General features: G+C 64.7%; 22 protein-coding genes and 1 tRNA gene. 11 read left to right on the top strand and 12 right to left on the bottom strand.

The features are described 5' to 3' along the window. The first annotated feature begins 106 nt into the window (after nucleotides 1-106). On the top strand, nucleotides 107-427 hold the full coding sequence (locus N5C91_RS18955; protein ID WP_275094670.1) for a hypothetical protein: 321 nt from the start codon (nucleotides 107-109) through the stop codon (nucleotides 425-427). A 114-nt stretch (nucleotides 428-541) separates the two neighbouring features. Here N5C91_RS18955 and greB read toward each other — a convergent pair whose 3' ends face one another. The 3 genes from greB to N5C91_RS18940 are packed head-to-tail and all read right to left on the bottom strand — an operon-like array spanning nucleotide 542 to nucleotide 4,279. Next, nucleotides 542-1,039: a transcription elongation factor GreB gene (gene greB, locus N5C91_RS18950; protein WP_279831199.1), complete on the bottom strand. Its 498-nt coding sequence runs from the start codon at nucleotides 1,037-1,039 to the stop codon at nucleotides 542-544. 41 nt (nucleotides 1,040-1,080) lie between these two features. After that, entirely contained in the window at nucleotides 1,081-3,573 is a 2,493-nt protein-coding gene (locus tag N5C91_RS18945) for an ABC transporter permease (protein WP_279831284.1), read from the bottom strand. A gap of 22 nt (nucleotides 3,574-3,595) precedes the next feature. Continuing rightward, nucleotides 3,596-4,279 (bottom strand): ABC transporter ATP-binding protein, encoded by a 684-nt coding sequence (locus tag N5C91_RS18940; protein WP_236170819.1) that lies wholly within the window; start codon nucleotides 4,277-4,279, stop codon nucleotides 3,596-3,598. Between the two features lie 10 nt (nucleotides 4,280-4,289). Between N5C91_RS18940 and N5C91_RS18935 the strand changes: the two genes are divergently transcribed. The 3 genes from N5C91_RS18935 to N5C91_RS18925 all read left to right on the top strand — a co-directional run bounded on the left by N5C91_RS18935 (nucleotide 4,290) and on the right by N5C91_RS18925 (nucleotide 6,312). Then, nucleotides 4,290-4,895 (top strand): arylesterase, encoded by a 606-nt coding sequence (locus N5C91_RS18935; protein WP_279831195.1) that lies wholly within the window; start codon nucleotides 4,290-4,292, stop codon nucleotides 4,893-4,895. An 87-nt stretch (nucleotides 4,896-4,982) separates the two neighbouring features. Then, complete coding sequence (locus N5C91_RS18930) at nucleotides 4,983-5,261, top strand: hypothetical protein (RefSeq protein WP_236170817.1); 279 nt, start codon at nucleotides 4,983-4,985, stop codon at nucleotides 5,259-5,261. Between the two features lie 73 nt (nucleotides 5,262-5,334). Next, on the top strand, nucleotides 5,335-6,312 hold the full coding sequence (locus tag N5C91_RS18925) for a L,D-transpeptidase family protein (protein WP_236170816.1): 978 nt from the start codon (nucleotides 5,335-5,337) through the stop codon (nucleotides 6,310-6,312). 117 nt (nucleotides 6,313-6,429) lie between these two features. Here the strand turns inward: N5C91_RS18925 and oprI are convergent, their stop codons facing one another. Then, the gene (gene oprI / locus N5C91_RS18920; RefSeq protein WP_017517003.1) at nucleotides 6,430-6,681 is read right to left on the bottom strand and encodes an outer membrane lipoprotei OprI; all 252 of its coding nucleotides are present in this window, start codon (nucleotides 6,679-6,681) and stop codon (nucleotides 6,430-6,432) included. Nucleotides 6,682-7,093: 412 nt separating this feature from the next. Next, nucleotides 7,094-7,183: transfer RNA gene (locus tag N5C91_RS18915), tRNA-Ser, on the bottom strand. A gap of 161 nt (nucleotides 7,184-7,344) precedes the next feature. Here N5C91_RS18915 and earP point away from each other — a divergent pair. After that, nucleotides 7,345-8,472, top strand: a complete 1,128-nt coding sequence (gene earP / locus N5C91_RS18910; RefSeq protein ID WP_279831188.1) for an elongation factor P maturation arginine rhamnosyltransferase EarP — start codon at nucleotides 7,345-7,347, stop codon at nucleotides 8,470-8,472. Between the two features lie 42 nt (nucleotides 8,473-8,514). Then, on the top strand, nucleotides 8,515-9,081 hold the full coding sequence (gene efp / locus N5C91_RS18905; protein ID WP_045211459.1) for an elongation factor P: 567 nt from the start codon (nucleotides 8,515-8,517) through the stop codon (nucleotides 9,079-9,081). Between the two features lie 78 nt (nucleotides 9,082-9,159). Here the strand turns inward: efp and N5C91_RS18900 are convergent, their stop codons facing one another. From N5C91_RS18900 to N5C91_RS18890, 3 genes are all read right to left on the bottom strand, one after another. Further along, complete coding sequence (locus N5C91_RS18900; protein WP_279831184.1) at nucleotides 9,160-9,588, bottom strand: organic hydroperoxide resistance protein; 429 nt, start codon at nucleotides 9,586-9,588, stop codon at nucleotides 9,160-9,162. Nucleotides 9,589-9,760: 172 nt separating this feature from the next. After that, nucleotides 9,761-10,210 (bottom strand): MarR family transcriptional regulator, encoded by a 450-nt coding sequence (locus tag N5C91_RS18895; protein WP_279831182.1) that lies wholly within the window; start codon nucleotides 10,208-10,210, stop codon nucleotides 9,761-9,763. Nucleotides 10,211-10,272: 62 nt separating this feature from the next. Then, the gene (locus N5C91_RS18890; protein ID WP_279831180.1) at nucleotides 10,273-11,229 is read right to left on the bottom strand and encodes a LysR family transcriptional regulator; all 957 of its coding nucleotides are present in this window, start codon (nucleotides 11,227-11,229) and stop codon (nucleotides 10,273-10,275) included. Between the two features lie 115 nt (nucleotides 11,230-11,344). On the opposite strand from N5C91_RS18890, the gene N5C91_RS18885 reads away from it, so the two are divergent. Further along, nucleotides 11,345-12,091 (top strand): sulfite exporter TauE/SafE family protein, encoded by a 747-nt coding sequence (locus N5C91_RS18885; RefSeq protein WP_236170811.1) that lies wholly within the window; start codon nucleotides 11,345-11,347, stop codon nucleotides 12,089-12,091. 3 nt (nucleotides 12,092-12,094) lie between these two features. Here the strand turns inward: N5C91_RS18885 and N5C91_RS18880 are convergent, their stop codons facing one another. Further along, nucleotides 12,095-12,946, bottom strand: a complete 852-nt coding sequence (locus tag N5C91_RS18880) for a LysR family transcriptional regulator (protein WP_024764539.1) — start codon at nucleotides 12,944-12,946, stop codon at nucleotides 12,095-12,097. Between the two features lie 96 nt (nucleotides 12,947-13,042). On the opposite strand from N5C91_RS18880, the gene N5C91_RS18875 reads away from it, so the two are divergent. The 3 genes from N5C91_RS18875 (at nucleotide 13,043) to N5C91_RS18865 (ending at nucleotide 15,117) form a co-directional block, all read left to right on the top strand. Beyond that, nucleotides 13,043-13,273: a DUF1127 domain-containing protein gene (locus tag N5C91_RS18875; RefSeq protein WP_236198675.1), complete on the top strand. Its 231-nt coding sequence runs from the start codon at nucleotides 13,043-13,045 to the stop codon at nucleotides 13,271-13,273. 92 nt (nucleotides 13,274-13,365) lie between these two features. After that, a complete protein-coding gene (locus N5C91_RS18870) occupies nucleotides 13,366-13,836 on the top strand; it encodes a DUF3291 domain-containing protein (protein WP_236198676.1) in 471 nt (156 codons plus the stop codon). A 60-nt stretch (nucleotides 13,837-13,896) separates the two neighbouring features. Beyond that, on the top strand, nucleotides 13,897-15,117 hold the full coding sequence (locus tag N5C91_RS18865; protein WP_279831176.1) for a winged helix-turn-helix domain-containing protein: 1,221 nt from the start codon (nucleotides 13,897-13,899) through the stop codon (nucleotides 15,115-15,117). Between the two features lie 34 nt (nucleotides 15,118-15,151). Here N5C91_RS18865 and N5C91_RS18860 read toward each other — a convergent pair whose 3' ends face one another. Further along, nucleotides 15,152-15,913 carry a M48 family metalloprotease gene (locus N5C91_RS18860; RefSeq protein WP_279831175.1) on the bottom strand — a complete coding sequence of 254 codons (762 nt, stop codon included), beginning with the start codon at nucleotides 15,911-15,913 and terminating at the stop codon, nucleotides 15,152-15,154. A gap of 129 nt (nucleotides 15,914-16,042) precedes the next feature. Further along, on the bottom strand, nucleotides 16,043-17,389 hold the full coding sequence (locus N5C91_RS18855) for a 3-deoxy-7-phosphoheptulonate synthase class II (RefSeq protein ID WP_236170807.1): 1,347 nt from the start codon (nucleotides 17,387-17,389) through the stop codon (nucleotides 16,043-16,045). 410 nt (nucleotides 17,390-17,799) lie between these two features. On the opposite strand from N5C91_RS18855, the gene N5C91_RS18850 reads away from it, so the two are divergent. Next, nucleotides 17,800-18,561 carry a spermidine synthase gene (locus N5C91_RS18850; RefSeq protein ID WP_279831174.1) on the top strand — a complete coding sequence of 254 codons (762 nt, stop codon included), beginning with the start codon at nucleotides 17,800-17,802 and terminating at the stop codon, nucleotides 18,559-18,561. Nucleotides 18,562-18,577: 16 nt separating this feature from the next. Here N5C91_RS18850 and N5C91_RS18845 read toward each other — a convergent pair whose 3' ends face one another. Then, the gene (locus N5C91_RS18845; RefSeq protein WP_279831172.1) at nucleotides 18,578-20,245 is read right to left on the bottom strand and encodes a POTRA domain-containing protein; all 1,668 of its coding nucleotides are present in this window, start codon (nucleotides 20,243-20,245) and stop codon (nucleotides 18,578-18,580) included. Between the last annotated feature and the right edge of the window lie 78 nt (nucleotides 20,246-20,323).

Below are 20,323 nucleotides of genomic sequence, written 5' to 3'. Positions count from 1 at the left end.
CGGGGCGCGGATGCAGCGATGGCTGACATCGAAATACCGCTAAAGCGCTGGTTCGGTGTGCCTCTCGCCGCGTCCAGCAGGACCCCTGAGGCGGAGACGTGACACCATGACCTGTCCCAACCCGCATGTGCGCCTGGCCCCGATCACCACGGGCCTGGTGCGACGCAATCCGAAGATTCTCCTGGGCGGCAATCACCAGCCCACCCTCGTCCGTTACCTCGATGGCTGGCCCAAGCGCTGGAACGGCTCGCGCACCTTCCTGATCCAGTTCGCCGCGACCTTTGCCGACCTCGCGCGTTTCCCTTCCGATAGTTTCGACTTTGCTGTCGTCCAGTCGCCGGTGGCCGAGCAGCTCGAGTCGGCCATCCACGAGCTGACCCGCGTCGCCCGCCAGGGTCTGATCACCCGGCGCCCGCCGTCGCTCTGAGGTCCAGGTTAAGCCTGTAGGAGCGAGCTTGCTCGCGAACGGATTTCCCGGCAGCTCCAGTGCCGGGCGGGTTCGCGAGCAAGCTCGCTCCTACAAGTGCAGTGCCTGCGTTGCTCAGGGGTACTCGATTTCCACCACGAACCACTGCTTCTCGCCGGATGGGCTGCGCACCATTACCTCGGCGTCGAGTTCCTTGCCCACCAGGGCGCGGGCCAGTGGCGAGTCGATGCTGATGTGGTTGTTGCGCAGGTCCAGTTCATCCGGGCCGACGATGCGGTAGCGGGCCTGCTCGCCGTCCTCGTCCTCCAGGGTGACCCAGGCGCCGAAGTAGACCTTGTTCGGATCGGCCGGGCGTTCGCTGACCACCTTGCAGTTCTCCAGGCGCTTGCGCAGGAAGCGCACGCGGCTGTCGATTTCCCGCAGCATCTTCTTGCCGTAGGTGTACTCGGCGTTTTCCGAGCGGTCGCCCTGTGCGGCAGCCTCGCTGACCGACTGGGTCACCTGCGGCCGGCGCACGTTCCACAACTCATGCAGTTCGGCACGCAGGCGCGCTTCGCCTTCGGGAGTGATCAGTGGGGTACCGGCGGGGCGGGGCGGACGATAGCGGCTCATGGCATCCAGTGCGACGAAAGTGATCGGGCCAGTCTACCCGATCAGCTCTCGCGCAGCAGGCGCAACGGGCTCACGTTGAGCGCGCGGCGGGTGCCGAGCAAGCCAGCGCCGCCCACCAGCAGCGCGCCCAGCACCGGCAGCAACAGCAGCCACGGATGCGGGCTCCACGGCAGGTCGAACACCAGCCGGTAGAGCAGGTAGCTGATCAGCTCGCAACCCAGCGCCGCCAACAGGCCGCTGACCGCGCCCAGCAAGGCGAACTCGCTGCGCCGCGTGCGCATCAGCAGGCTGCGCTCAGCGCCCAGTGCACGCAGCAGCGCGCCCTGGCGCAGGCGTTCATCGAGCGTCGCCTGCAGGCCGGCGAAGAGCACCACGAAGCCGGCGGCGAGGACGAACACCAGCACGTACTCCACCGCCAGTGTCACCTGGTCGAGGATGCTGCGCAGTTGCGCGAGCAGCGCGTCCACCGGCAGCAGGGTGACGGTGGGGTAGGCGCGGGCCAGTTCGATCAACTGGCGTTCCTGGCTGGTCGGCAGGTAGAAGCTGGTGAGGTAGGTCACCGGCAGGTCGGTCAGGGTGCCGGGTTCGAAGACCATGAAGAAGTTGGGCTGGAAGTTGTCCCATTTCACCGAGCGCAGGCTACGGACTTGTGCTTCACGGGTTTGCCCGGCGACGGTGAAGCTCAGGTGGTCGCCGACTTTCAGGCCGAGATTGCCGGCCAGCTTTTCTTCCACCGAGACGCCCGGCAGCTCGCTCTTGTCGCCGGCCTTCCACCAGTCGCCAGCGACAATCTGGTTGCCCGCTGGCAGGCGCGCTGACCAGGTCAGGCCGAGATCACGGTGCAGGGCGCGCTCGCTGCGGACGTCTTCGTTCATCGCGTGGACGGGCTTGCCGTTCACTGCCACCAGCCGGCCCGGCACCATCGGGTAGAGGTCTTCGGCGTTGGGCGACAAGGCCTTTACGCGCTGCTCGAAGCCGTCTTTCTCGGCCGGCAGGATGTTCAGCGCGAAGTGGTTCGGGGCGTTGGGTGGCAGTTGTGCATGCCAGGTGTCCAGTAGTTCGCCGCGCAGCAGGGCGATCAGCGCCATGGCCAGCAGGATCAGGCCGAAGGCCAGGCTCTGCCCGGCGGCCGCCAGTGGGTAGCGCAGCAGTTGGCCGAGGCCCAGGCGCCACGACAGGCTGGCGCCCTGCAATGCGCGGCGCAGGCCGCGCAGGGCGAGCAGCAGGATGAAGCCGAGGATCACCGCGGCGATGGCGCCGCCGCCAAGCAGGGCGAGGGTGAGTTTCAGGTCCAGGCTCAGCCGCCACATGATCAGGCCGAGGGCGAGCAGGGCGCAGCCATAGGCGGCCCAGGTACGCATCGGAACCGGCAGCAGGTCGCCGCGCAGCACCCGCAAGGGCGGTACGCGGCCGAGGGCGGCCAGTGGCGGCAGGGCGAAGCCGGCCAGCGCGACCAGTCCGGTCGCCATGCCGGCGAGTGCGGGGACGATACCGGCATTGGGAATTTCCGGCGGCAGCAGGTTGCCCAGCAGGTGCATCAATCCGAGCTGTGCCAGCCAGCCGAGGAAGGCGCCGCAGACGCTGGCGAGCAGGCCCAGCACGAGCAACTGGCTGCCATATAGCAATAGGGCTTCGCGACGCGACAGGCCGAGGCAGCGCAGCAGCGCGCTGGCATCGAAGCGGCGGGTGGCGAAGCGATTGGCCGATAGCGCTACGGCCACGCCGGCGAGCAGCACCGCGGCGAGACTGGCGAGATTCAGGTAGCGCTCGGCGCGGCCCAGGGCATCGCCGATCTGCCGGTTGCCGTGGCGGGCATCCTGCAGTTCCTGGTTGGCGGCAAGGTTGTCCCGGGTTGCCTGCCGGTAGGTTTGCAGCGCGTCGTGCGCACCGCCCCAGAGGTCGCGATAACGTACCCGGCTGCCGGGCTGCACCACGCCGGTGGCGTCCAGGTCATGCAGGCTCATCATCACGCGCGGGGTAAGGCTGTAGAAGTCGCCGGCGCGGTCCGGTTCATAGGTCAGTACGCGGGCAATGCGCAGGGGCTTGCGGCCGATATCGACGCTGTCGCCGATCTTCAGGTCGAGGCTCGCCAGCAGGCGCGACTCGACCCAGATGTCACCTGGGGTCGGGCGACCACCTTCGACTTCCGGCTGCAGCGGCGCCGGTGCGCTTTTCAGTTCGCCGCGCAATGGATAACTGTCGCCGACGGCCTTCACGCTGCTCAGCTGGATGCCGTTGTCGGTGGCGACCACGCTGGAAAACTCGACGCTCTGCGCGTGCTGCAGGCCGAGCTTGAGGCCGCTGTCGATCTGCTCCTGGCGCGCTGGCTGGGTGCCGCTGAGCACCAGGTCCGCGCCGAGAAACTCGGCGGCGCGCACCAGCATCGCGCCGTTCAGGCGTGCGCTGAAATAGCCGATCGCCGAGCTGGCCGCCACCGCCACCAGCAGGGCGAAGAACAGCACGCGCAGTTCGCCGCTGCGCCCTTCGCGCCACAGCTGGCGCAGGGACAGACGGAACAGGTTGGACAGCGACAGTGGCTTCATTGGCTCTCGTCCGTCAGGGTTCGACGTGGTCGATCAGGTGGCCGCTTTCCAGGCGGATCTGGCGTTGGCAGCGGTGGGCGAGGCGTTCGTCGTGGGTCACCAGTACCAGGGTGGTGCCGCGCTCGCGGTTCAGCTCGAAGAGCAGGTCGCTGATGCGCTCGCCCGTGTGGGTGTCGAGGTTGCCGGTGGGTTCGTCGGCGAACAGCACGTCCGGCTCGGCGGCGAAGGCGCGGGCGATGGCGACCCGCTGCTGTTCGCCACCGGAGAGTTGGCGCGGGTAGTGGGTCAGGCGCTGGCCGAGGCCGACGCGCTCCAGCAACTCGCGGGCGCGCTGGCCGGCATCCTTGCGGCCATCCAGCTCCAGCGGCAGCATGACGTTTTCCAGCGCATTGAGGCTGTCGAGCAACTGGAAGGACTGGAAGACGAAACCGACGTGGGCGGCGCGTACCCGTGCGCGCTGGTCTTCATCGAGGTTGCCCAGGGTGTGGCCGAGCAGGACGATTTCGCCGCCGCTGGGCAGGTCCAGCCCGGCGAGCAGGCCGAGCAGGGTGGACTTGCCCGAGCCGGAGCTGCCGACGATGGCGAGGCTGTCGCCGCGAGCGAGGTCGAGGGAAAGGTCGTGGAGGATGGTCAGCTTGCCTTCCGCGCTGGAAACAACCTTGCTAAGGTTCCGCGCGGTAAGAATGCGTTCGCTCATGGAGATTCCGATGCGTGCATGGCTAATGGGCGGCTGCCTGGCGTTGCTTCTGATCACGCAGCAGGCCGCGGCGCAGACGCTGTTGGTCGTCGGCGATAGTATCAGCGCCGGTTTGGGGCTGGATACCAGCCAGGGTTGGGTGAGCCTGCTGGACAAGCGTCTGAAGGAGCAGGGTTTCGGCTACAAGGTGGTGAATGCGTCGATCTCCGGCGACACCACGGCGGGAGGCCTCGCGCGGCTGCCGACGCTGCTTTCGGAGCAGAAACCGGCGCTGGTGGTGATCGAGCTGGGCGGCAACGATGGCCTGCGCGGGATGGCGCCGGCGCAATTGCAACAGAATCTTGCCTCGATGGTGGATCAGTCGCGTCAGGCGGGCGCCAAGGTGATTCTGCTGGGCATGCGTCTGCCACCCAACTACGGGCAGCGTTACACCGATGCTTTTGCCAAGGTCTTCGATAGCGTGGCGAGCGAGCAGAAGATTGCGCTGGTGCCGTTCTTCCTCGAAGGGGTAGGGGGCGTGCAGGATATGATGCAGGCCGACGGCATCCACCCGGCGCAGGTGGCGCAGGCGAAACTGCTCGACAACGTGTGGCCGACGCTCAAGCCGCTGCTGTGATGCGCTACTTCATTGATAAACCAGAGAATCGAGGCTTCCCCGCGCCCGGCCTTTCGGCTATGTTTGCGCACCCTTCTGGAACCCCCTATGTCGCGCCCCACCTGGACCCTTTTCGCCTACCAGTTGATCGAGCCTGATGAGCAGCTCGACCTGTTCGCTTGCCGCGAGGTCCGGGTGCATCTTGTCGCGCGCCAACTGGAGCTGGGCACCCCGGCCGACCGTACGCTCTGCGGCAGCCTGCTGCCGGCGCAGCCACTGTGGCGTGGCGCCGAGAAGCCGCTGCTGCGTGATCGGCGCATCTGCGCGGCCTGCCTGAAACAACTGGAAGAGGAAAAGCGCGGCGCGCGCAGCTCCTGGCTCGTCTGATATCTCCCGTTGACGGGGCTTGCGGTGGTAAACTGATCACCCTTTGCTCATTGCCCACGTCAAGGATCCTCGGATGTTGTCGCGCGTCATTGCCGCCTGCTCGCTGTCCCTCGCCGCGCTGCTCTCGGCCGGCCCCGTTTCCGCCATTGAATTGCCGCTGCCGGCGCCGGGTGACGATATCGTCGGCCAGGTCCAGGTGATCAAGGCCAAATACGAAGACACCTTCGCCGACCTCGGCGAGAAATACGGCCTCGGCTACTCCGAGATGATTGCCGCCAACCCGGGCGTGGATGCGTGGCTGCCGGGTGTGGGCACCGAGATCATCATTCCGACCCGCTTCGTGCTGCCGGCCGGTCCGCGTGAAGGCGTGGTGATCAACCTCGCCGAGTATCGCCTGTACTACTTCCCCAAGGACAAGAACGTCGTTTACACCTACGCCCTGGGCATCGGTCGTGAAGGCTGGGGTTCGCCGGTGGGCAGCACCAGTGTGATCGCCAAGACCAAGGACCCGGCCTGGTATCCGCCGGCGTCAATCCGTGCCGAGCACGCCGCCGATGGTGACCCGCTGCCGTCCGTGGTGCCGCCGGGCCCGGACAACCCGCTTGGCCCGTACAAGATGAGCCTGGGCTTCCACGGCTACCTGATCCATGGTTCGAACAAGAAGTTCGGTATCGGTACCCGTACCAGCCATGGTTGCTTCCGCATGTACAACTGGGACGTAACCCAGCTGTTCTCGATGATTCCGGTAGGCACCAAGGTGCGCATCATCAACGAGCCGTACAAGTTCGGTCGCAGTGAAGGCAAGATCTATCTCGAGGCTCACGCGCCGATCGATGACAACGGTGATCCGTCCGTGGTCGACAAGCACACCGCGGTGATCAACGCCCTGCTCAAGCGCGAAGACATCGCCAGCCAGATGCAGATGGACTGGAACGTGGTGCGTGAAGTGGTTGCCGCCGAAGATGGTCTGCCGGTTGCCATCGCCCAGCCGCAAGTGCAGGGCGCTCCGGTGGCCGCGACTGTCGACCAGGATGCGATGCCGCTGCAGTAACTTCTGCACCAGCGAAAGAGCCCGCCGCGAGCGGGCTTTTTCTTGCCTGTCACTTTCTTGCGGGCATAAAAAAACCGACCCCGAAGGGTCGGTTTTTCGAACAGATCCGAAGATCTATTACTTGCGGCTGGCTTTGTCCAGCATACGCAGGGCGCGCTCGTTAGCCTCGTCAGCGGTCTGCTGGGCTTTCTGAGCGGCGGCCAGAGCTTCGTCAGCCTTGCGATAGGCTTCATCGGCACGGGCTTGAGCGCGAGCAGCGGCGTCTTCAGTAGCGGTCAGACGTGCTTCGGTTTCTTTCGAGTGGCTGCTGCAACCGGTGGCCAGAACAGCAGCCAGAGCCAGAGCAGAGAATTTCAGAACGTTGTTCATCGTGTTCCCCTTAAGGTGGACATTTCCATTAAAAGCAATCTCCCATGACTGGGAAATTAGCCGGACTACATAGTACCCATTACTTGTAGTAAGTAAACTGACCAAGCGCAAGTACGGCACTTTTTTTTCATGTTACGTCGCTCTTCGCAGTTGTCCGAGGCTGATTTGGGCAAAAACTGTCCAATCTGGCAAAGGAGTGTTTCCAACAGGTGTCAGGCGGGGGCTGGGGCTGGTTTCCAGTCTGCGGAACCTGGCTGTCAGATGACTGTCGAGAATGGTCGAACAACTGTTTAATCGCCGTTGTGCATTTGTCCAACTGACAACTTGCAACTAGGGCGCAACAGGTGAAGAAAGTGTGAAGTGCAAAACGAAAAAGCCCGGCTAATTGCTTAGCCGGGCTTTTTCATGAATCTGGCGGTGAGGGAGGGATTCGAACCCTCGATACGATTTCTCGTATACACACTTTCCAGGCGTGCTCCTTCAACCGCTCGGACACCTCACCAGATTTCTCGACAGCGCTGTGTCTGTCGAGGCGCGCACTTTACTCAAAGGTTTCCTCCTTGGCAAATCTTTTTTGAAAATTTTTCTCAAGGGATTCATCGGCTTAAGGAGCATGGCCCGGATCATGGGTACACTGGCGCCTTCTGATCCGTGGGAATGCGCATGGCCAGCTGGGACATCTTCTGCAGCGTAGTCGACAACTATGGCGATATCGGCGTCACCTGGCGGTTGGCCCGTCAGTTGGCAGGTGAGCACAGGCAGCACGTGCGGCTGTGGGTCGACGATCTGGCGGCCTTCGTACGCATCTGCCCGGCAGCCGATGCCACGGCTGCGCTGCAGCAGCAATCCGGCGTGGAGGTTCGCCTGTGGGTGAAGCCCTGGCAGGACACTGCGGCGGCGGATGTGGTGATCGAAGCCTTCGCCTGCGAAATGCCGGCTGCCTATATAGATGCGATGAGTCGGCGCCAGACGCCAACCCTGTGGCTGAATCTGGAGTACCTCAGCGCCGAGAGTTGGGTGGAGTCCTGCCATGGCTTGCCGTCGATGCAGGCCAGCGGACTGCAGAAGTACTTCTATTTCCCCGGCTTCACCAGCGCCACCGGTGGGTTGCTGCGAGAAGCCGATCTGCTCGCGCGACGTGATGCCTTCCAGGCTGATCCGGCGGCCAGCCTGCGTTTCCTGGAAAGCCTCGGTGTGCAGCCGCATGCCCGTGAGCGGCGCATCTCGCTGTTCGCCTATGAGAATGCCGCGCTGGGTGGCTGGCTGGACTCGCTGGCCAGGGGGGGCGCCGCGACCTTGTTGCTGGTGCCCGAGGGCAGGGTGCTTGCCGATGTCGAGCGCTGGGCAGGACAGCGCCTGGCGGCAGGGGAGCAGTACCTGCGTGATGCGCTGCGTGTGCAGGTGCTGCCGTTCGTTCGCCAGGAAGACTATGACCTGCTGTTGTGGAGTTGCGACGTCAACGCTGTACGTGGCGAGGATTCCTTCGTCCGCGCGCAATGGGCCGGGCGGCCTTTCGTCTGGCATATCTATCAGCAGGAGGACGATGTTCACCTGGAGAAGCTGGAGGCTTTCCTGGCTCTGTTCGGCGCAGGGATGGACGAGGCGCTGCGGTCGGATCTGCGGGAGTTCTGGTTGGCCTGGAACGGTTGCGGTGATGCCGGCGATGCCTGGCAAAACCTTGAAAAGCGGCTGCCGGAGTGGTCGGCGTGGATTGGCGATTGGCAGCGGCGCCTGAGCGAACAAACCGATCTTGCCGCGGGGCTGGTGCGTTTTTATACAAATTGGCTATGATATGGCCCCTGATTTTTGTCTCCAATCCAATCGGATAATCGTATGAAAACCGCACAAGAGTTCCGCGCTGGCCAGGTTGCCAACATCAATGGCGCCCCCTGGGTCATCCAGAAGGCCGAGTTCAACAAGTCCGGCCGTAACTCCGCGGTCGTCAAGATGAAGCTGAAGAACCTGCTGACCGGTGCCGGCACCGAGACCGTGTTCAAGGCCGACGACAAGCTGGAGCCGATCATCCTCGATCGCAAGGAAGTGACCTACTCCTACTTCGCGGACCCGCTGTATGTCTTCATGGACACCGAGTTCAACCAGTACGAGATCGAGAAAGGCGATCTGGAAGGCGTGCTGACCTTCATCGAAGACGGCATGACCGACGTCTGCGAAGCAGTCTTCTACAACGAGAAAGTCATCTCCGTTGAACTGCCGACCACCATCGTTCGCGAAATCGTCTACACCGAGCCGGCTGTCCGTGGTGACACCTCCGGCAAGGTGATGAAGACCGCTCGCCTGAAGAACGGTGCTGAAGTCCAGGTTTCCGCCTTCTGCGAAATCGGCGACTCGATCGAAATCGATACCCGCACTGGCGAGTACAAGTCCCGCGTCAAGGCCTGAGCCTGATTCGAGATACAGAAAAGCCCGGCTGATGCCGGGCTTTTTCGTTTCTGCCGTTCTGATTTGTCGGCGCTGGAGTCAGACGCTGACGTTCAGGCGCACCTCGATGTTGCCGCGGGTGGCATTGGAGTAGGGGCAGACCTGGTGGGCCTTGGCGACCAGGTCCTCGGCCTCGGCCTGATCCAGGCCCGGCAGATTGATGTTCAGCTCCACTTCCAGGCCGAAGCCGCCGGGAATCTGGCCAATGCCGACCTTGCCGGTAATCGAGGCGTCTGCCGGGATCTGCTTCTTGCTCTGGCTGGCGACGAACTTGATGGCGCCGATGAAGCAGGCCGAGTAGCCGGCGGCGAACAGTTGTTCCGGGTTGGTGGCTTCGCCACCGGCGCCGCCCAGTTCACGCGGGGTGGTCAGTTTCACGTCGAGGATGCCGTCCGAGGAAACGGCACGGCCGTCGCGGCCTCCGGTGGCGGTAGCGGTGGCGGTGTAGAGGGCTTTGATGGTTTGCATGGTGGTCTCCGGTTCGCTGTCAGGTAAGTCTGGTTGAGAATGTCTTGCTGCTTAATATCTTGTGCGCTAAGCAGTTCGTAAGATGAAAGTTAGTTCTATTTAATTTAGTGCGCAAGATAATTATTGGAAGATTTCTGACTAAGCGACCTGCAGCTTGGGCATAAGCCCCGATTTACGGGGCCTGCAGATGCCCGCGCAGGTCCACGAGCTCCTCCTGGAGTCGCTTCAGACTGTCCAACGTTAGACCGCTGCTGGCCAGGATGCAGGCCGGAATGCGCTCTGCCTGTCGGCGCAGTTCCCGGCCCTTGTCGGTCAGGCGCAACTGCACGACGCGCTCGTCTGCCTGGCTGCGGGTGCGGGTGATCAGGCCTTCGGCTTCGAGCCGCTTGAGCAGCGGCGTGAGCGAGCCGGGGTCGGTGAGCATGCGCGAGCTGATCTCGCCCACGGTGATGCCGTCTTCCTCCCACAGCACCAGCATGGCGATGTACTGCGGGTAGGTGAGGCCCAACTGCTGCAGCAGCGGCTTGTACACCTTGGTCATCTGCAGGGACGTGGAGTAGAGGGCGAAGCACAGCTGGTTATCCAGCTTGAGGGCTTCGCAGGTCGGGTCTGGCTGGGTCATGGCGTGCTCCTGGCGGGGCGCTCGAAGCGGGGAAGTGATTGCGCCTTAATTTAGCGCGATGGTTAATTGCTGAACAGCGCTTCCTCCAGTGCCGCATCCCAGGGCGGTGGGAAGCCGAAGCGCTGCAGGAGAAAGGCCAGCAAGCGTTCGCTGCGCGGGTGAGTGCCGCGCTCCAGGCGCAATGCATGGATGACTCCGGGCTCCGGCTCGGGAAGGCCTGTCTCGCAGAACAGGGGCAGCAGTTGGCCGCTGATCAGGTACTCGCTGCACAGCCAGGTGGGCAGGTGGGCCAGTCCGATACCCTGCAGCGCCCCTTCCACCAGTGTTTCGGCGTTGTTGGCGGTCATGCGCAAGCGTCGCGGCCGCAGGTGCTGCAGTTTGCCGTCGATGAGGAAGCGCCAGGCCAGCGGCGGCGCGAGGCCTTCCCAGTCGAGACCGATGTGCTCCGGTAGCTCCAGTGGCGAGACGGGGCAGCCGTGCTGCTGCACGTAGGCCGCGCTGGCGCAGACGATCCGCCGCATGGGCGCCAGGCGGGTAGCCACCAGGCGGCTGTCGGGCAGCGTGCCGATGCGCAGCACCAGGTCGACCTGACCCAGGTTTTCCCCGCGGGTATCGGTGAAGCTGTCGATCAGCCGCAGTTGCACGTCCAGGCCTGGGTTGGCGGTGAGGAAGTCGGCCAGCGCCGGCGCAAGGTGGCGGCGACCGAAAGGGACGGGAGCGTCAATGCGGATCAGGCCTTCCGGCGCCGTACTCAGTGACACCGCTTCAGCTCGAGCCTGGCGCAGTTCGCCGGCTATCCGCCGTGCCCGCTCGGCGAAGGCCAGGCCGGCCGGTGTGGCCCGCACGTTGTGGGTGCTGCGTACCAGCAGGATCGAGCCCAACCCCTGCTCCAGTGCATCCATGCGCCGGGCCACGGCGGATGGGGTGAGCTGGCGCAGGCGGGCGGCCGCGGAGAAGCTGCCGAGGTCGAGGACGTCCAGGTAGAGGTCGAGCTGATCTTCGAGGCTGGAAGGGTTCATGGGCTGGCTGGCTATTGGCTGTTTTTGCGAAAAGAGCACAGCCATTGTGCTGCGCTTTGCGTTTCCCATCCAGCCGGGGTTTTCTAGCATGGGCGCACTGTTGTGGAGGTGCGTCATGTGGGATCTGGTCGTGGACTTTCTGCTCGGCATCGTGCTGGGCAGCCTGGGAGGGCTGTTCGGGATCGGTGGTGGCCTGCTGGCGATTCCGGCGCTGGGTGTGCTGTTCGGGCTGGATCAGCAGCTGGCGCAGGGCACTGCGCTGGTGATGGTGGTGCCGAACGTGTTGCTGGCGATCTGGCGTTATCACCAGCGCAATCGCATCGACTTTGCCCAGGCCGGCGTGCTCGCGCTGACCGGCCTGGTCTGCGCGTTCTTTGCCTCGAGCATCGCGGTGAACCTCGATGCCCGCAGCATGCGCACGGCTTTCGTGGTCTTCCTGGTGCTGCTGGCGCTGTATCTGCTGGTGCGCCTGTTCCAGCGTGTGCCGCAGGGTGGCAGCACGCCGCGCTATGGGCTGCCGTGGATGGGCGTGCTGGGGCTGGGAGCTGGTTCCCTGGGTGGCTTGTTCGGTGTTGGCGGAGGCGTACTGGCGACGCCCGTGCTGACCTCGGTGTTCGGCCTGACCCAGGTGATCGCCCAGGGCCTTGCGCTGGCGCTGGCGGCGCCCAGTACCGGTGTGGCGCTGGCCACCTACGCAGTGCATGGCCATGTGGACTGGCGCATGGGCAGCGCGCTGGCACTGGGCGGCCTGGTGAGCATTTCCTCGGGGGTGCGCCTGGCGCACGCGCTACCCGAGCGTCAGTTGCGGATGGCCTTCAGCGCTTTCCTGATCGTCTGTGCGGTGCTGTTGGCGGTGCGCTAGGGCTCAGGATTTGAAGCCTTCGACGATGTACTCCGCCAGCTTGTCGGTCACCGGCGTCATCTTCTGCCCGCGCAGCAGCACGATGCTGGCGTTGGGCAGTACCGGCAGTCCTTCATCCTCGCCGATGATGCGCAGGTTGCCAGTGAGCAGGCTGCGCAGTTGTGCGGTCACCGCCAGCCCGGCGTTGGCCACGGCAAACAGGGCGGAGAGGCTCGGGCTGCTGTAGGCGATACGGTAATCCACTTCCATTGCCTCCAGCGCGTTGCAGGCCCAGGCGCGGCAGAAGCAGGCCGTGTTGAACATCGCCAGCGGCAGCGGGCGCTGGTCCTGCGGGCAGAAGCTCTCGGCGGCCATCCAGACGAAGTCTTCCTGGCGCAGCAACTGGCCGATCTCGGTACCCGGCTCGCGGGTGACGATGGACAAGTCGAGGTCGTTGCGCATCAGCAATTGCGCGGACGAATCGCAGTGCACTTCCACCTGTACCAGCGGGTAGGCCTCGGCGAAGCGCGAGAGGATGCTGGGCAGGAAGCGCATCACATAGTCGTCCGGCGTGCCGATCTTCACCGAGCCGACCATGTGCGGCTGGCGGAAGGTATTGAACACCTCGCCCTGCAAACGCAGGATGCGCCGCGCATAGCCCAGCAATATCTGCCCCTCCGGCGTCAGGCGCACCTGGCGGCCGTCGCGCTCGAACAGACTGCGTTCCAGCACGTCTTCCTCCAGGCGTTTCATCTGCATGCTCACCGCCGACTGGGTGCGGTTGACCATCTCGGCCGCGCGTGTGAAGCCGCCGTGGTCGGCGATGGCGACGAAGGTGCGCAACAGTTCGCTGTCGATACTGGGGAAGCTGCTCATTCATCAATCTCCGAGATGGATCGCATAAGAATGATTCGTTGGATTGATCTTAGCGCGAGCAGGAAACTGCATCCAACCCCACAGGGAGGAAGCAAGATGAAAGGTCAACTCGGTTTCGTAGCAGCGTCCTACCATGTCCACAAAGTTGCGGCCGCACCGCTGTGGAAGCGCGCCGTGCAACGTGTCCTGCATTGGCACGAACTGGCCCGCCAGCGCCGTGAGCTGGCGACCATGAGCGATGAAGCGCTCAAGGACATCGGCCTGAGCCGCGCCGATATCCAGCAGGAAGTCGAGCGTCCGTTCTGGGCCGACTATGTTCGTCGTTGAGTTCGGTTCGCCGTTGAACCCGCCGGGCGGCACGGATCCTCACCGTGTCGCCCGCTCCTGCAAGTCTGATCAGCGTCATGACAAGGAAGCCCATGTCCACCCATTACCACCTCGCTCAGGTCAACATCGCCAAGGCCCGCGCACCACTGGATCAGCCCCTGATGAAGGGCTTCGTCGACCAGCTCGATCACATCAACGCCCTCGCCGAGCGCAGCCCCGGTTTCGTCTGGCGTCTACAGACGGAGGAGGGCGATGCCACGTCCATTCGCGTCTTCGATGACCCGCTGATCATCGTCAACCTGTCCGTCTGGGAGTCCGTCGAGGCGTTGAAGGAGTACGTCTACAGCGGCGAGCACCTGCAGGTGCTGCGCAGCAAGCGTGACTGGATGGAGCGCCTGAGTACGCCCAGCCTGGCGCTCTGGTGGCTGCCTGACGGCGAGTTGCCGGACGTGTCCATGGCCCGCGAGCGCCTGGAGCGCCTGCGGCTGGAGGGCCCCTCGGCGGATGTCTTCACCTTTGCACGCCCCTTCCCGATGCCCGAACGGCTTGGTGAATCCGTCTGATGCAGCCAGGCGCTGCGAATGGCGTTAGGCTCTAGGGCTCGCCCAGACCTGGAGCTCATGATGCCGAGCGTCGAATCCCTGTCCCTCAAGCAGGCCCGCAGACTGGCTTTGGCCGCCCAGGGCTTCACCCTGCGCAAGCCCGGCGGGGAGGTGCAGCGCCGGCATGTGCGCAGCCTGCTGGAGCGCCTGGGCGTGCTGCAGATCGACTCGGTGAACGCGCTGGTGCGCTCGCATTACCTGCCGCTGTTCTCGCGCCTGGGCAACTACTCGCCGACGCTGCTGGAAGAAGCGGCCTGGAGCGGCGGGCGGCATCGTCGTCTGTTCGAATACTGGGGGCACGAAGCCTCGCTGCTGCCACTGCAACTGTATCCGCTGATGCGCTGGCGCATGCGCCGCGCAGCCGAAGGGCGCGGCATCTACCAGCAACTGGCGCGCTTCGGGCGTGAGCGGCAGGCGGTGCTGCAGCGGGTGCTCGATGCCGTTCGCGAGCAGGGCGCGCTGGGCGCCGGCAGCCTGACCACCCGTGAAGAACGCGCCGGCCCCTGGTGGGACTGGAGCGATGAAAAGCACGCGCTGGAATGGTTGTTCGCCGCGGGCGAGGTGACGGTCGCCGGGCGGCGCGGCTTCGAGCGTCTGTACGACTTGCCGGAGCGTGTGCTGCCGTCCGACCTGCTGCGGCAGCCGGAGCCGGACGAGGCCGAAGCGCAGCGACAATTGCTGCTGCATTCGGCGCAGGCGCTGGGCGTGGCCACCGAGAAGGATCTGCGCGACTACTTCCGCCTGGACCCCGCCGACAGCAAGGCAAGGCTGGCCGAAGTGGTCGAGGCGGGTGACTTGTTGCCGGTGCAGGTCCAGGGCTGGCAGGCACCGGCGTATTGCCTGGCGGACTCGGTTATTCCGCGCAAGGTACGCGCCAGTGCCCTGCTGTCACCTTTCGATTCGCTGGTCTGGGAGCGCGCTCGCACAGAGCGGCTGTTCGACTTCCGCTATCGCCTGGAGATCTACACGCCGCAACACAAGCGCGTGTATGGCTACTACGTGCTGCCATTCCTGTTCGACGAGCGCCTGGCTGCGCGGGTCGACCTGCGTTCAGATCGTGCAGCAGGCAAGCTGGTGGTGCATGCCGTCCACGAAGAGGAAAAAGGCCTGGGCGAGGAGGGGCATGCCGCCTTGGCGCAGCAGTTGGGCGAGATGGCGAACTGGCTGGGGCTGGAGCGAGTGGCGGTGAATTGCCGGCGGCCGTCCGGCGAGCGACTGCAAGTGTTGCTGGCGCGGGCCTGAAAAAGAACGGGCCTGCGTAGAGGCCCGTCCGGGATCACTTGCCGCTGGCGATGCGTTTGCGGATGTGGTCCGCGCGCTGCTGCGAGCCGGGGTGCGAATCGAACATGCTGCTCTCCTTGCCGCCGCTGAGCTTGGCCAGCTTGTCGAAGGCGGTGGCCAGGCCCTCAAGCGGGATATTGCGCTTTTTCAGCAGGTCGAAGGAGTAGTCATCGGCGGCCGACTCCTGGGATTGGGAAAACTGCGCGTTGACCAGTGCCTCACCGATTTCACCCAGTTGCGATTGCGACAGGGCGGCGACAGTGGCATTGCCCGAGGCCGCGGCGGCACCACGGGCTGCGGCGGTTGCGTAGGCGGTCTGGGTGGCCTTCTTCACGTGGCCGAGGGCAACGTGGCCGATTTCGTGACCGAGCACGCCTTCCACTTCGTTGTCGTTCATCAGGTCCATCAGGCCCGAGTAGACGCGCACGCAGCCGTTGGCCATGGCGAAGGCATTGATGTCGTCGGTGAGGTAGACCTTGTAGTTGACCGCGGTGCCGGCAAGCGGGTTGCCCAGGGCGGCGGCGATCTTGTCCAGGCGCTGGACGTAGGGGCTGGAGGCCGGGGCGATCTGCGCTTCGGCGTCCTGCTTGGCGCAGGCTTCGTCGGCGACCTGCTTGATCTCGGCGTCGCTCAGGGTAGCGGCTTTCATGGCCATCATGCCGGACTGCACGAGGCTGTCGGTGTTCATGTTCTGGCAGCCGGAAAGGGCGGCGCTGGCGCCGATCAGCAGGGCGAGCAGGGAGCGGTGCAGTTGCATCGGAATCTTCCTTGGTTGACGGTTTCCATGGCGTGGCGGTTGCCGCGCGGGGCGCCACTCTAGGTAGGCGCCCCGGCATCGTCAATTATGCGAAGGGGGTTCTGGCGATCGCTGAGACGCTGGTCAGGTTCAGCGACGGACCTGCTTCAGGGTTTCAGCGATCAGGAAGGCCAGCTCCAGCGACTGGTCCGCATTCAGGCGCGGGTCGCAGTGGGTGTGGTAGCGGTCGCTCAGGCCGTCCTCGGTGATCGGGCGCGCACCGCCGATGCATTCGGTGACGTTCTGCCCGGTCATTTCGATGTGGATGCCGCCGGCGTAGCTGCCTTCTGCCTGGTGCACTTCGAAGAACTGCCGGACCTCGGCGAGGATGCGCGCGAAATCGCGGGTCTTGTAGCCGCTGGAGGCCTTGATGGTGTTGCCGTGCATGGGGTCGGAACTCCACAGCACCTGCTTGCCCTCGCGTTGCACGGTACGGATCAGTCGTGGCAGGCCGTCGCCGACCTTGTCTGCACCCATGCGCACGATGAGGTTGAGGCGGCCGGGATCGTTATCCGGGTTGAGGATGTCGATCAGGCGGATCAGCTCTTCGCTGTCCATGCTCGGGCCGACTTTCACACCGATGGGGTTGCCGACGCCGCGGAGCATTTCCACGTGGGCGCCGTCGAGTTGGCGAGTGCGATCGCCGATCCACAGCATGTGCGCCGAGCAGTCGTACCAGCCGCCGGTGAGACTGTCGCGGCGAATGAAAGCTTCTTCGTAGTTCAGCAACAGTGCTTCGTGGGCAGTGAAGAAACTGGTCTCGCGCAGTTGCGGCGCGCTATCCAGGCCGCAGGCGCGCATGAAGGCGAGGGTTTCATCGATGCGCGCGGCCAGTTGCTGGTAGCGCTCGGACAGCGCCGAGTTGGCGATGAAGTCCAGGTTCCACTGGTGCACCTGGTGCAGGTCGGCGAAGCCGCCGCCGGCAAACGCGCGCAGCAGGTTCAGCGAGGCGGTGGACTGGTGGTACGCCTGCAGCAGGCGTTCCGGGTCCGGCACGCGGCTCTTTTCGTCGAAGCCGATGCCGTTGACGATATCGCCGCGGTAGGCCGGCAGGGTCATCCCGTCGATGGTTTCATCAGTGGCGGAGCGTGGCTTGGCGAACTGCCCGGCCATGCGCCCGACTTTCACCACCGGGCAGCCGGCGGCAAAGGTCATTACCACGGCCATCTGCAGCAGGACCTTGAAGGTGTCGCGGATCTTTGCCGCGGAAAACTCGGCGAAGCTCTCGGCGCAGTCGCCGCCTTGCAGCAGGAAGGCGCGGCCGGCAGTGACCTCGGCGAACTGCCGACGCAGCTCGCGCGCCTCGCCGGCGAACACCAGCGGCGGGAAGCTGGCGAGGGTGCGCTCGACTTCGCTCACGCGGTTGGCGTCGGGGTAGGCGGGCTGTTGCTGGATCGGCTTGCTTCTCCAGCTATCGGGGCTCCAGGGCAGGCTCATCGGCGGGTCTTCACGGCTGTGGACGGTATCCGCCCATGGTATCAGCTCGGCATTTGCCCCGCGCGAGGTCGCCGTGGCGGTTTGCGCTGGAAAAGAAGGGACGTCCTTGTCCTGGGGAACACTGGTGGGCGATCAGCCGCGCGCGCAGCGCACAGGTGTGCGCTGACGCAGGAATACCGACGAAAGACAGTGACGGTTGGCGGACTCGCGAAGGGCGCTACGCTGGCGCATGCTCGGTTGTGCCTCTTGGGCTGTTATTCTTGCGGCTTTGCCGACCTGGCGGTCGCGGGTGGCCGTCTTGATTCGAAGGATTATTGCGTGCGCGAGCCCCTGTATTTCAATGGCAATCCGTGCCGTTCGCCGTCTCCGGCGAGCCGCATTGCCATGGCTGTTTCCTCCCGGAGCCAGTGATGAGCGAGGAACTGTTGAGCGAAGAGTTGCTGATCGTCGAGGAGCGCGATGACTTCGGCGTGATCCGCGTCGTCGAGAGCGGTGCGTTCCGTTACCTGGAGTTCGGCGACGAGGTCGAGCAGAGCTGCGTGCTGGTGAGTGACCCGAGCTGGCTGGAGTACGACTACTCGCGCGCCATGCTGGTCGGTGCGCTGTGCCATCCGCGCCCGCGCCGCGCGCTGTTTCTCGGCTTCGGCGCCGGTAGTCTGACCCAGGCCTGCCTGAAGTACCTGCCACTGGATGATGTGGAAGCCATCGAGCTGCGCCCGTCCATCCCGCGCCTGGCCCGCGAGCATCTCGGGCTGGTGGCTGACGAGCGCTTGAACCTGCGCATCGGCGATGCCGTGCAGGAACTGGCCGAGTGCGAGCCGGCGGACCTGATCTTTCTCGATCTGTATACCGACACCGGCCCCGCGCCGGCGCACATCGGCTGGGATTTCCTCGGCGCTTGCCGCGAGCGGCTGCGGCCGGGCGGTTGGCTGGTGATCAACCAGTGGAGCACCGACGATGGCCGGCCACTGGGGGCCGCGCTGCTGCGCGGGCGCTTCAACCGGCATTACTGGGAGTGCCCGGTGCCGGAGGGCAATGTGATCGTCTTCGTGCCGGCCGAACTGGATCAGGAGCTGAACCTGCGCGGCCTGAAAAAACGCGTTGGCCAGCTCGAACCCAAGCTGGGCTATTCGCTGCGCACCTACATCGAGTCACTGCGTCCGGCGCAGTGACTCGATGTAGTCGGCGTCAGGGGAACTGGTAGCTGAAGGCGAAGTTCAGCCGCGGGCTGCGTTCGTTGTTGTCCAGGGCGCGGTCGCCGAAGGGCTTGGCCACTTCCATCGATACCAGGTAGTGCTTGCGGTTGGAGAAGCGAACACCGAGTGCCGCCGAGCCGAGCTTGGCTTCCGTCAGTCCGTCCTGGTTGTAGTGGGTGCGGGCGGTATCGGCGACCACGTAGGGCTGGATCTGGCTGAGCAGCGCGCTTTGCCGCAGGAAGGAATAATTCACCTCGTAGGAAGCGCCCCAACCCTTGTCGCCGGTGGCCTGGTCGTCGGGGTAGCCGCGGCCGAAGTTGGCGCCGCCGTAGGTGACCTGCTCGGAGTCTGGCAGCACGTCATCGCTCCACTGGAATGCGGCGGTCACCACGCCCTGCCAGTTGGAGCCGAACTGGTCCTGTTGCGCTCCGTAGCCGAGCAGGCGGGTGAAGTCCTTTTTCACCGGTTCCGGCGTTTCTGCGCCCATGCCGCTGAGTCCCTGGTAGACCGCCATGCTGCCGGCGCGCACGCGCTTCTCGGCGAACTGCTGGACGACGGTTTCGACGCCGACCACCCGCAGCTTGCTCTTCTGCTCGATGCGGTAGGGGATATCCGGATACACCAGGTCGTATCGGCTGGAGTCGTTCACCGTATAGCCGCGCAGGGTGACGTCCCAGGTGAGGTCGCGACGCAGCATCAGCGGCAGGCCGAGGCCGGCGCTGACGCGCTCGTTCTGCCGGTGCCGCTCGAACTCCAGGCCGTTCGCCAGGCGCAGGTTGTCGCCCGGGCGCGAGTTGTACTTGGAGTAGCCGGCCTGCAGCTGAACACCGTTGTCCCCCAGCAGTTGGCTGTAGTTCCAGGCGCGGTAGTACTCGTGGTCGTCGCCCGGCGGATACAGGTAGCTGTACTGCAGTTGCTCGCCCCAGCCGAGCATCGACATCACCTCGGCGTTGAAGATGCCGCGCTGCTGGTTGCGCCGTGAGTCGAGGTTCATGCCGGTGTCGAAGCGCTTCTGCTTGCCGGCCAGCTCCAGCACGGCGCCGCCATCGCTGGTGGTGGGCGGGTTGAGCGCCATGGCCATCTGCAGGCCGGGCACCCGGCTCATCAGCACGCTGAAGCGCTCGAAACTTTCGCGGGTCAGCGGTTTCTCGGACTTGAGCCGGTCGATCCAGCGATCCACCCGCGCCTGGTGCACGCCAAGATCGCCATTGCTGCGGACCTGGGCGATGTGGCCTTCGACCAGAACGATGCGCGCAACGCCACCGCTGAAGTCCTGGTTCGGTACATAGGCGAAGGAAATGAAGTAACCATCGTCCTGATAACGCTGGGTGATGGCCTTGGCTGCCGCCACCAGTTCGCTGACCTGGATGGTGCGTCTGGTCAGCGGTTCCAGCAGTGGCTTCCAGGTCGCGACCGGGTAGTGCTTGCCGCCGGCCAGTTCAATGCGCTTGATGCGCACGTGTTGCTGGAGAATCTGTACCGGTTGGCTTGCTGCGGGCTGTGGAGTGGTGACCTTGGGAGCCTTGGGGCGAAGTTCGCCATCGGGAAGGTTGGGGCGGGGGAGGGTCTGTTCGATATCGGAGCCGGGAAGCTGGATCGGGCGCTCGGCCCAGGCGAAGGGTGCAGCCAACAACAGGGGAAGGACGGCGAGTCGGCGCATCTGGCTCCTCCATGAGACCGATCTTCTTATTAAAAGACCAGGAGCCGTGGGCGGCTCCTGGTTACTACAGTATGGGCG

Source organism: Pseudomonas sp. GD03903 (genome assembly GCF_029840045.1).
GTDB lineage: Bacteria > Pseudomonadota > Gammaproteobacteria > Pseudomonadales > Pseudomonadaceae > Pseudomonas > Pseudomonas pseudonitroreducens.
This window is presented reverse-complemented; position numbering and strand designations above follow the sequence as displayed.

Bases quoted from the DNA above. Each gene is read 5' to 3' on its own strand.
- N5C91_RS18885 (WP_236170811.1), top strand. From the start codon at position 11,345: ATGTGGGATCTGGTCGTGGACTTTCTGCTCGGCATCGTGCTGGGCAGC.
- N5C91_RS18930 (WP_236170817.1), top strand. From the start codon at position 4,983: ATGTCGCGCCCCACCTGGACCCTTTTCGCCTACCAGTTGATCGAGCCT.
- N5C91_RS18860 (WP_279831175.1), bottom strand. From the start codon at position 15,913: ATGCAACTGCACCGCTCCCTGCTCGCCCTGCTGATCGGCGCCAGCGCC.
- N5C91_RS18850 (WP_279831174.1), top strand. From the start codon at position 17,800: ATGAGCGAGGAACTGTTGAGCGAAGAGTTGCTGATCGTCGAGGAGCGC.
- oprI (WP_017517003.1), bottom strand. From the start codon at position 6,681: ATGAACAACGTTCTGAAATTCTCTGCTCTGGCTCTGGCTGCTGTTCTG.
- N5C91_RS18940 (WP_236170819.1), bottom strand. From the start codon at position 4,279: ATGAGCGAACGCATTCTTACCGCGCGGAACCTTAGCAAGGTTGTTTCC.
- N5C91_RS18845 (WP_279831172.1), bottom strand. From the start codon at position 20,245: ATGCGCCGACTCGCCGTCCTTCCCCTGTTGTTGGCTGCACCCTTCGCC.
- efp (WP_045211459.1), top strand. From the start codon at position 8,515: ATGAAAACCGCACAAGAGTTCCGCGCTGGCCAGGTTGCCAACATCAAT.
- N5C91_RS18900 (WP_279831184.1), bottom strand. From the start codon at position 9,588: ATGCAAACCATCAAAGCCCTCTACACCGCCACCGCTACCGCCACCGGA.
- N5C91_RS18875 (WP_236198675.1), top strand. From the start codon at position 13,043: ATGAAAGGTCAACTCGGTTTCGTAGCAGCGTCCTACCATGTCCACAAA.
- N5C91_RS18880 (WP_024764539.1), bottom strand. From the start codon at position 12,946: ATGAGCAGCTTCCCCAGTATCGACAGCGAACTGTTGCGCACCTTCGTC.
- N5C91_RS18955 (WP_275094670.1), top strand. From the start codon at position 107: ATGACCTGTCCCAACCCGCATGTGCGCCTGGCCCCGATCACCACGGGC.
- N5C91_RS18870 (WP_236198676.1), top strand. From the start codon at position 13,366: ATGTCCACCCATTACCACCTCGCTCAGGTCAACATCGCCAAGGCCCGC.
- N5C91_RS18925 (WP_236170816.1), top strand. From the start codon at position 5,335: ATGTTGTCGCGCGTCATTGCCGCCTGCTCGCTGTCCCTCGCCGCGCTG.
- greB (WP_279831199.1), bottom strand. From the start codon at position 1,039: ATGAGCCGCTATCGTCCGCCCCGCCCCGCCGGTACCCCACTGATCACT.
- N5C91_RS18865 (WP_279831176.1), top strand. From the start codon at position 13,897: ATGCCGAGCGTCGAATCCCTGTCCCTCAAGCAGGCCCGCAGACTGGCT.
- N5C91_RS18890 (WP_279831180.1), bottom strand. From the start codon at position 11,229: ATGAACCCTTCCAGCCTCGAAGATCAGCTCGACCTCTACCTGGACGTC.
- N5C91_RS18895 (WP_279831182.1), bottom strand. From the start codon at position 10,210: ATGACCCAGCCAGACCCGACCTGCGAAGCCCTCAAGCTGGATAACCAG.
- earP (WP_279831188.1), top strand. From the start codon at position 7,345: ATGGCCAGCTGGGACATCTTCTGCAGCGTAGTCGACAACTATGGCGAT.
- N5C91_RS18935 (WP_279831195.1), top strand. From the start codon at position 4,290: ATGCGTGCATGGCTAATGGGCGGCTGCCTGGCGTTGCTTCTGATCACG.
- N5C91_RS18855 (WP_236170807.1), bottom strand. From the start codon at position 17,389: ATGAGCCTGCCCTGGAGCCCCGATAGCTGGAGAAGCAAGCCGATCCAG.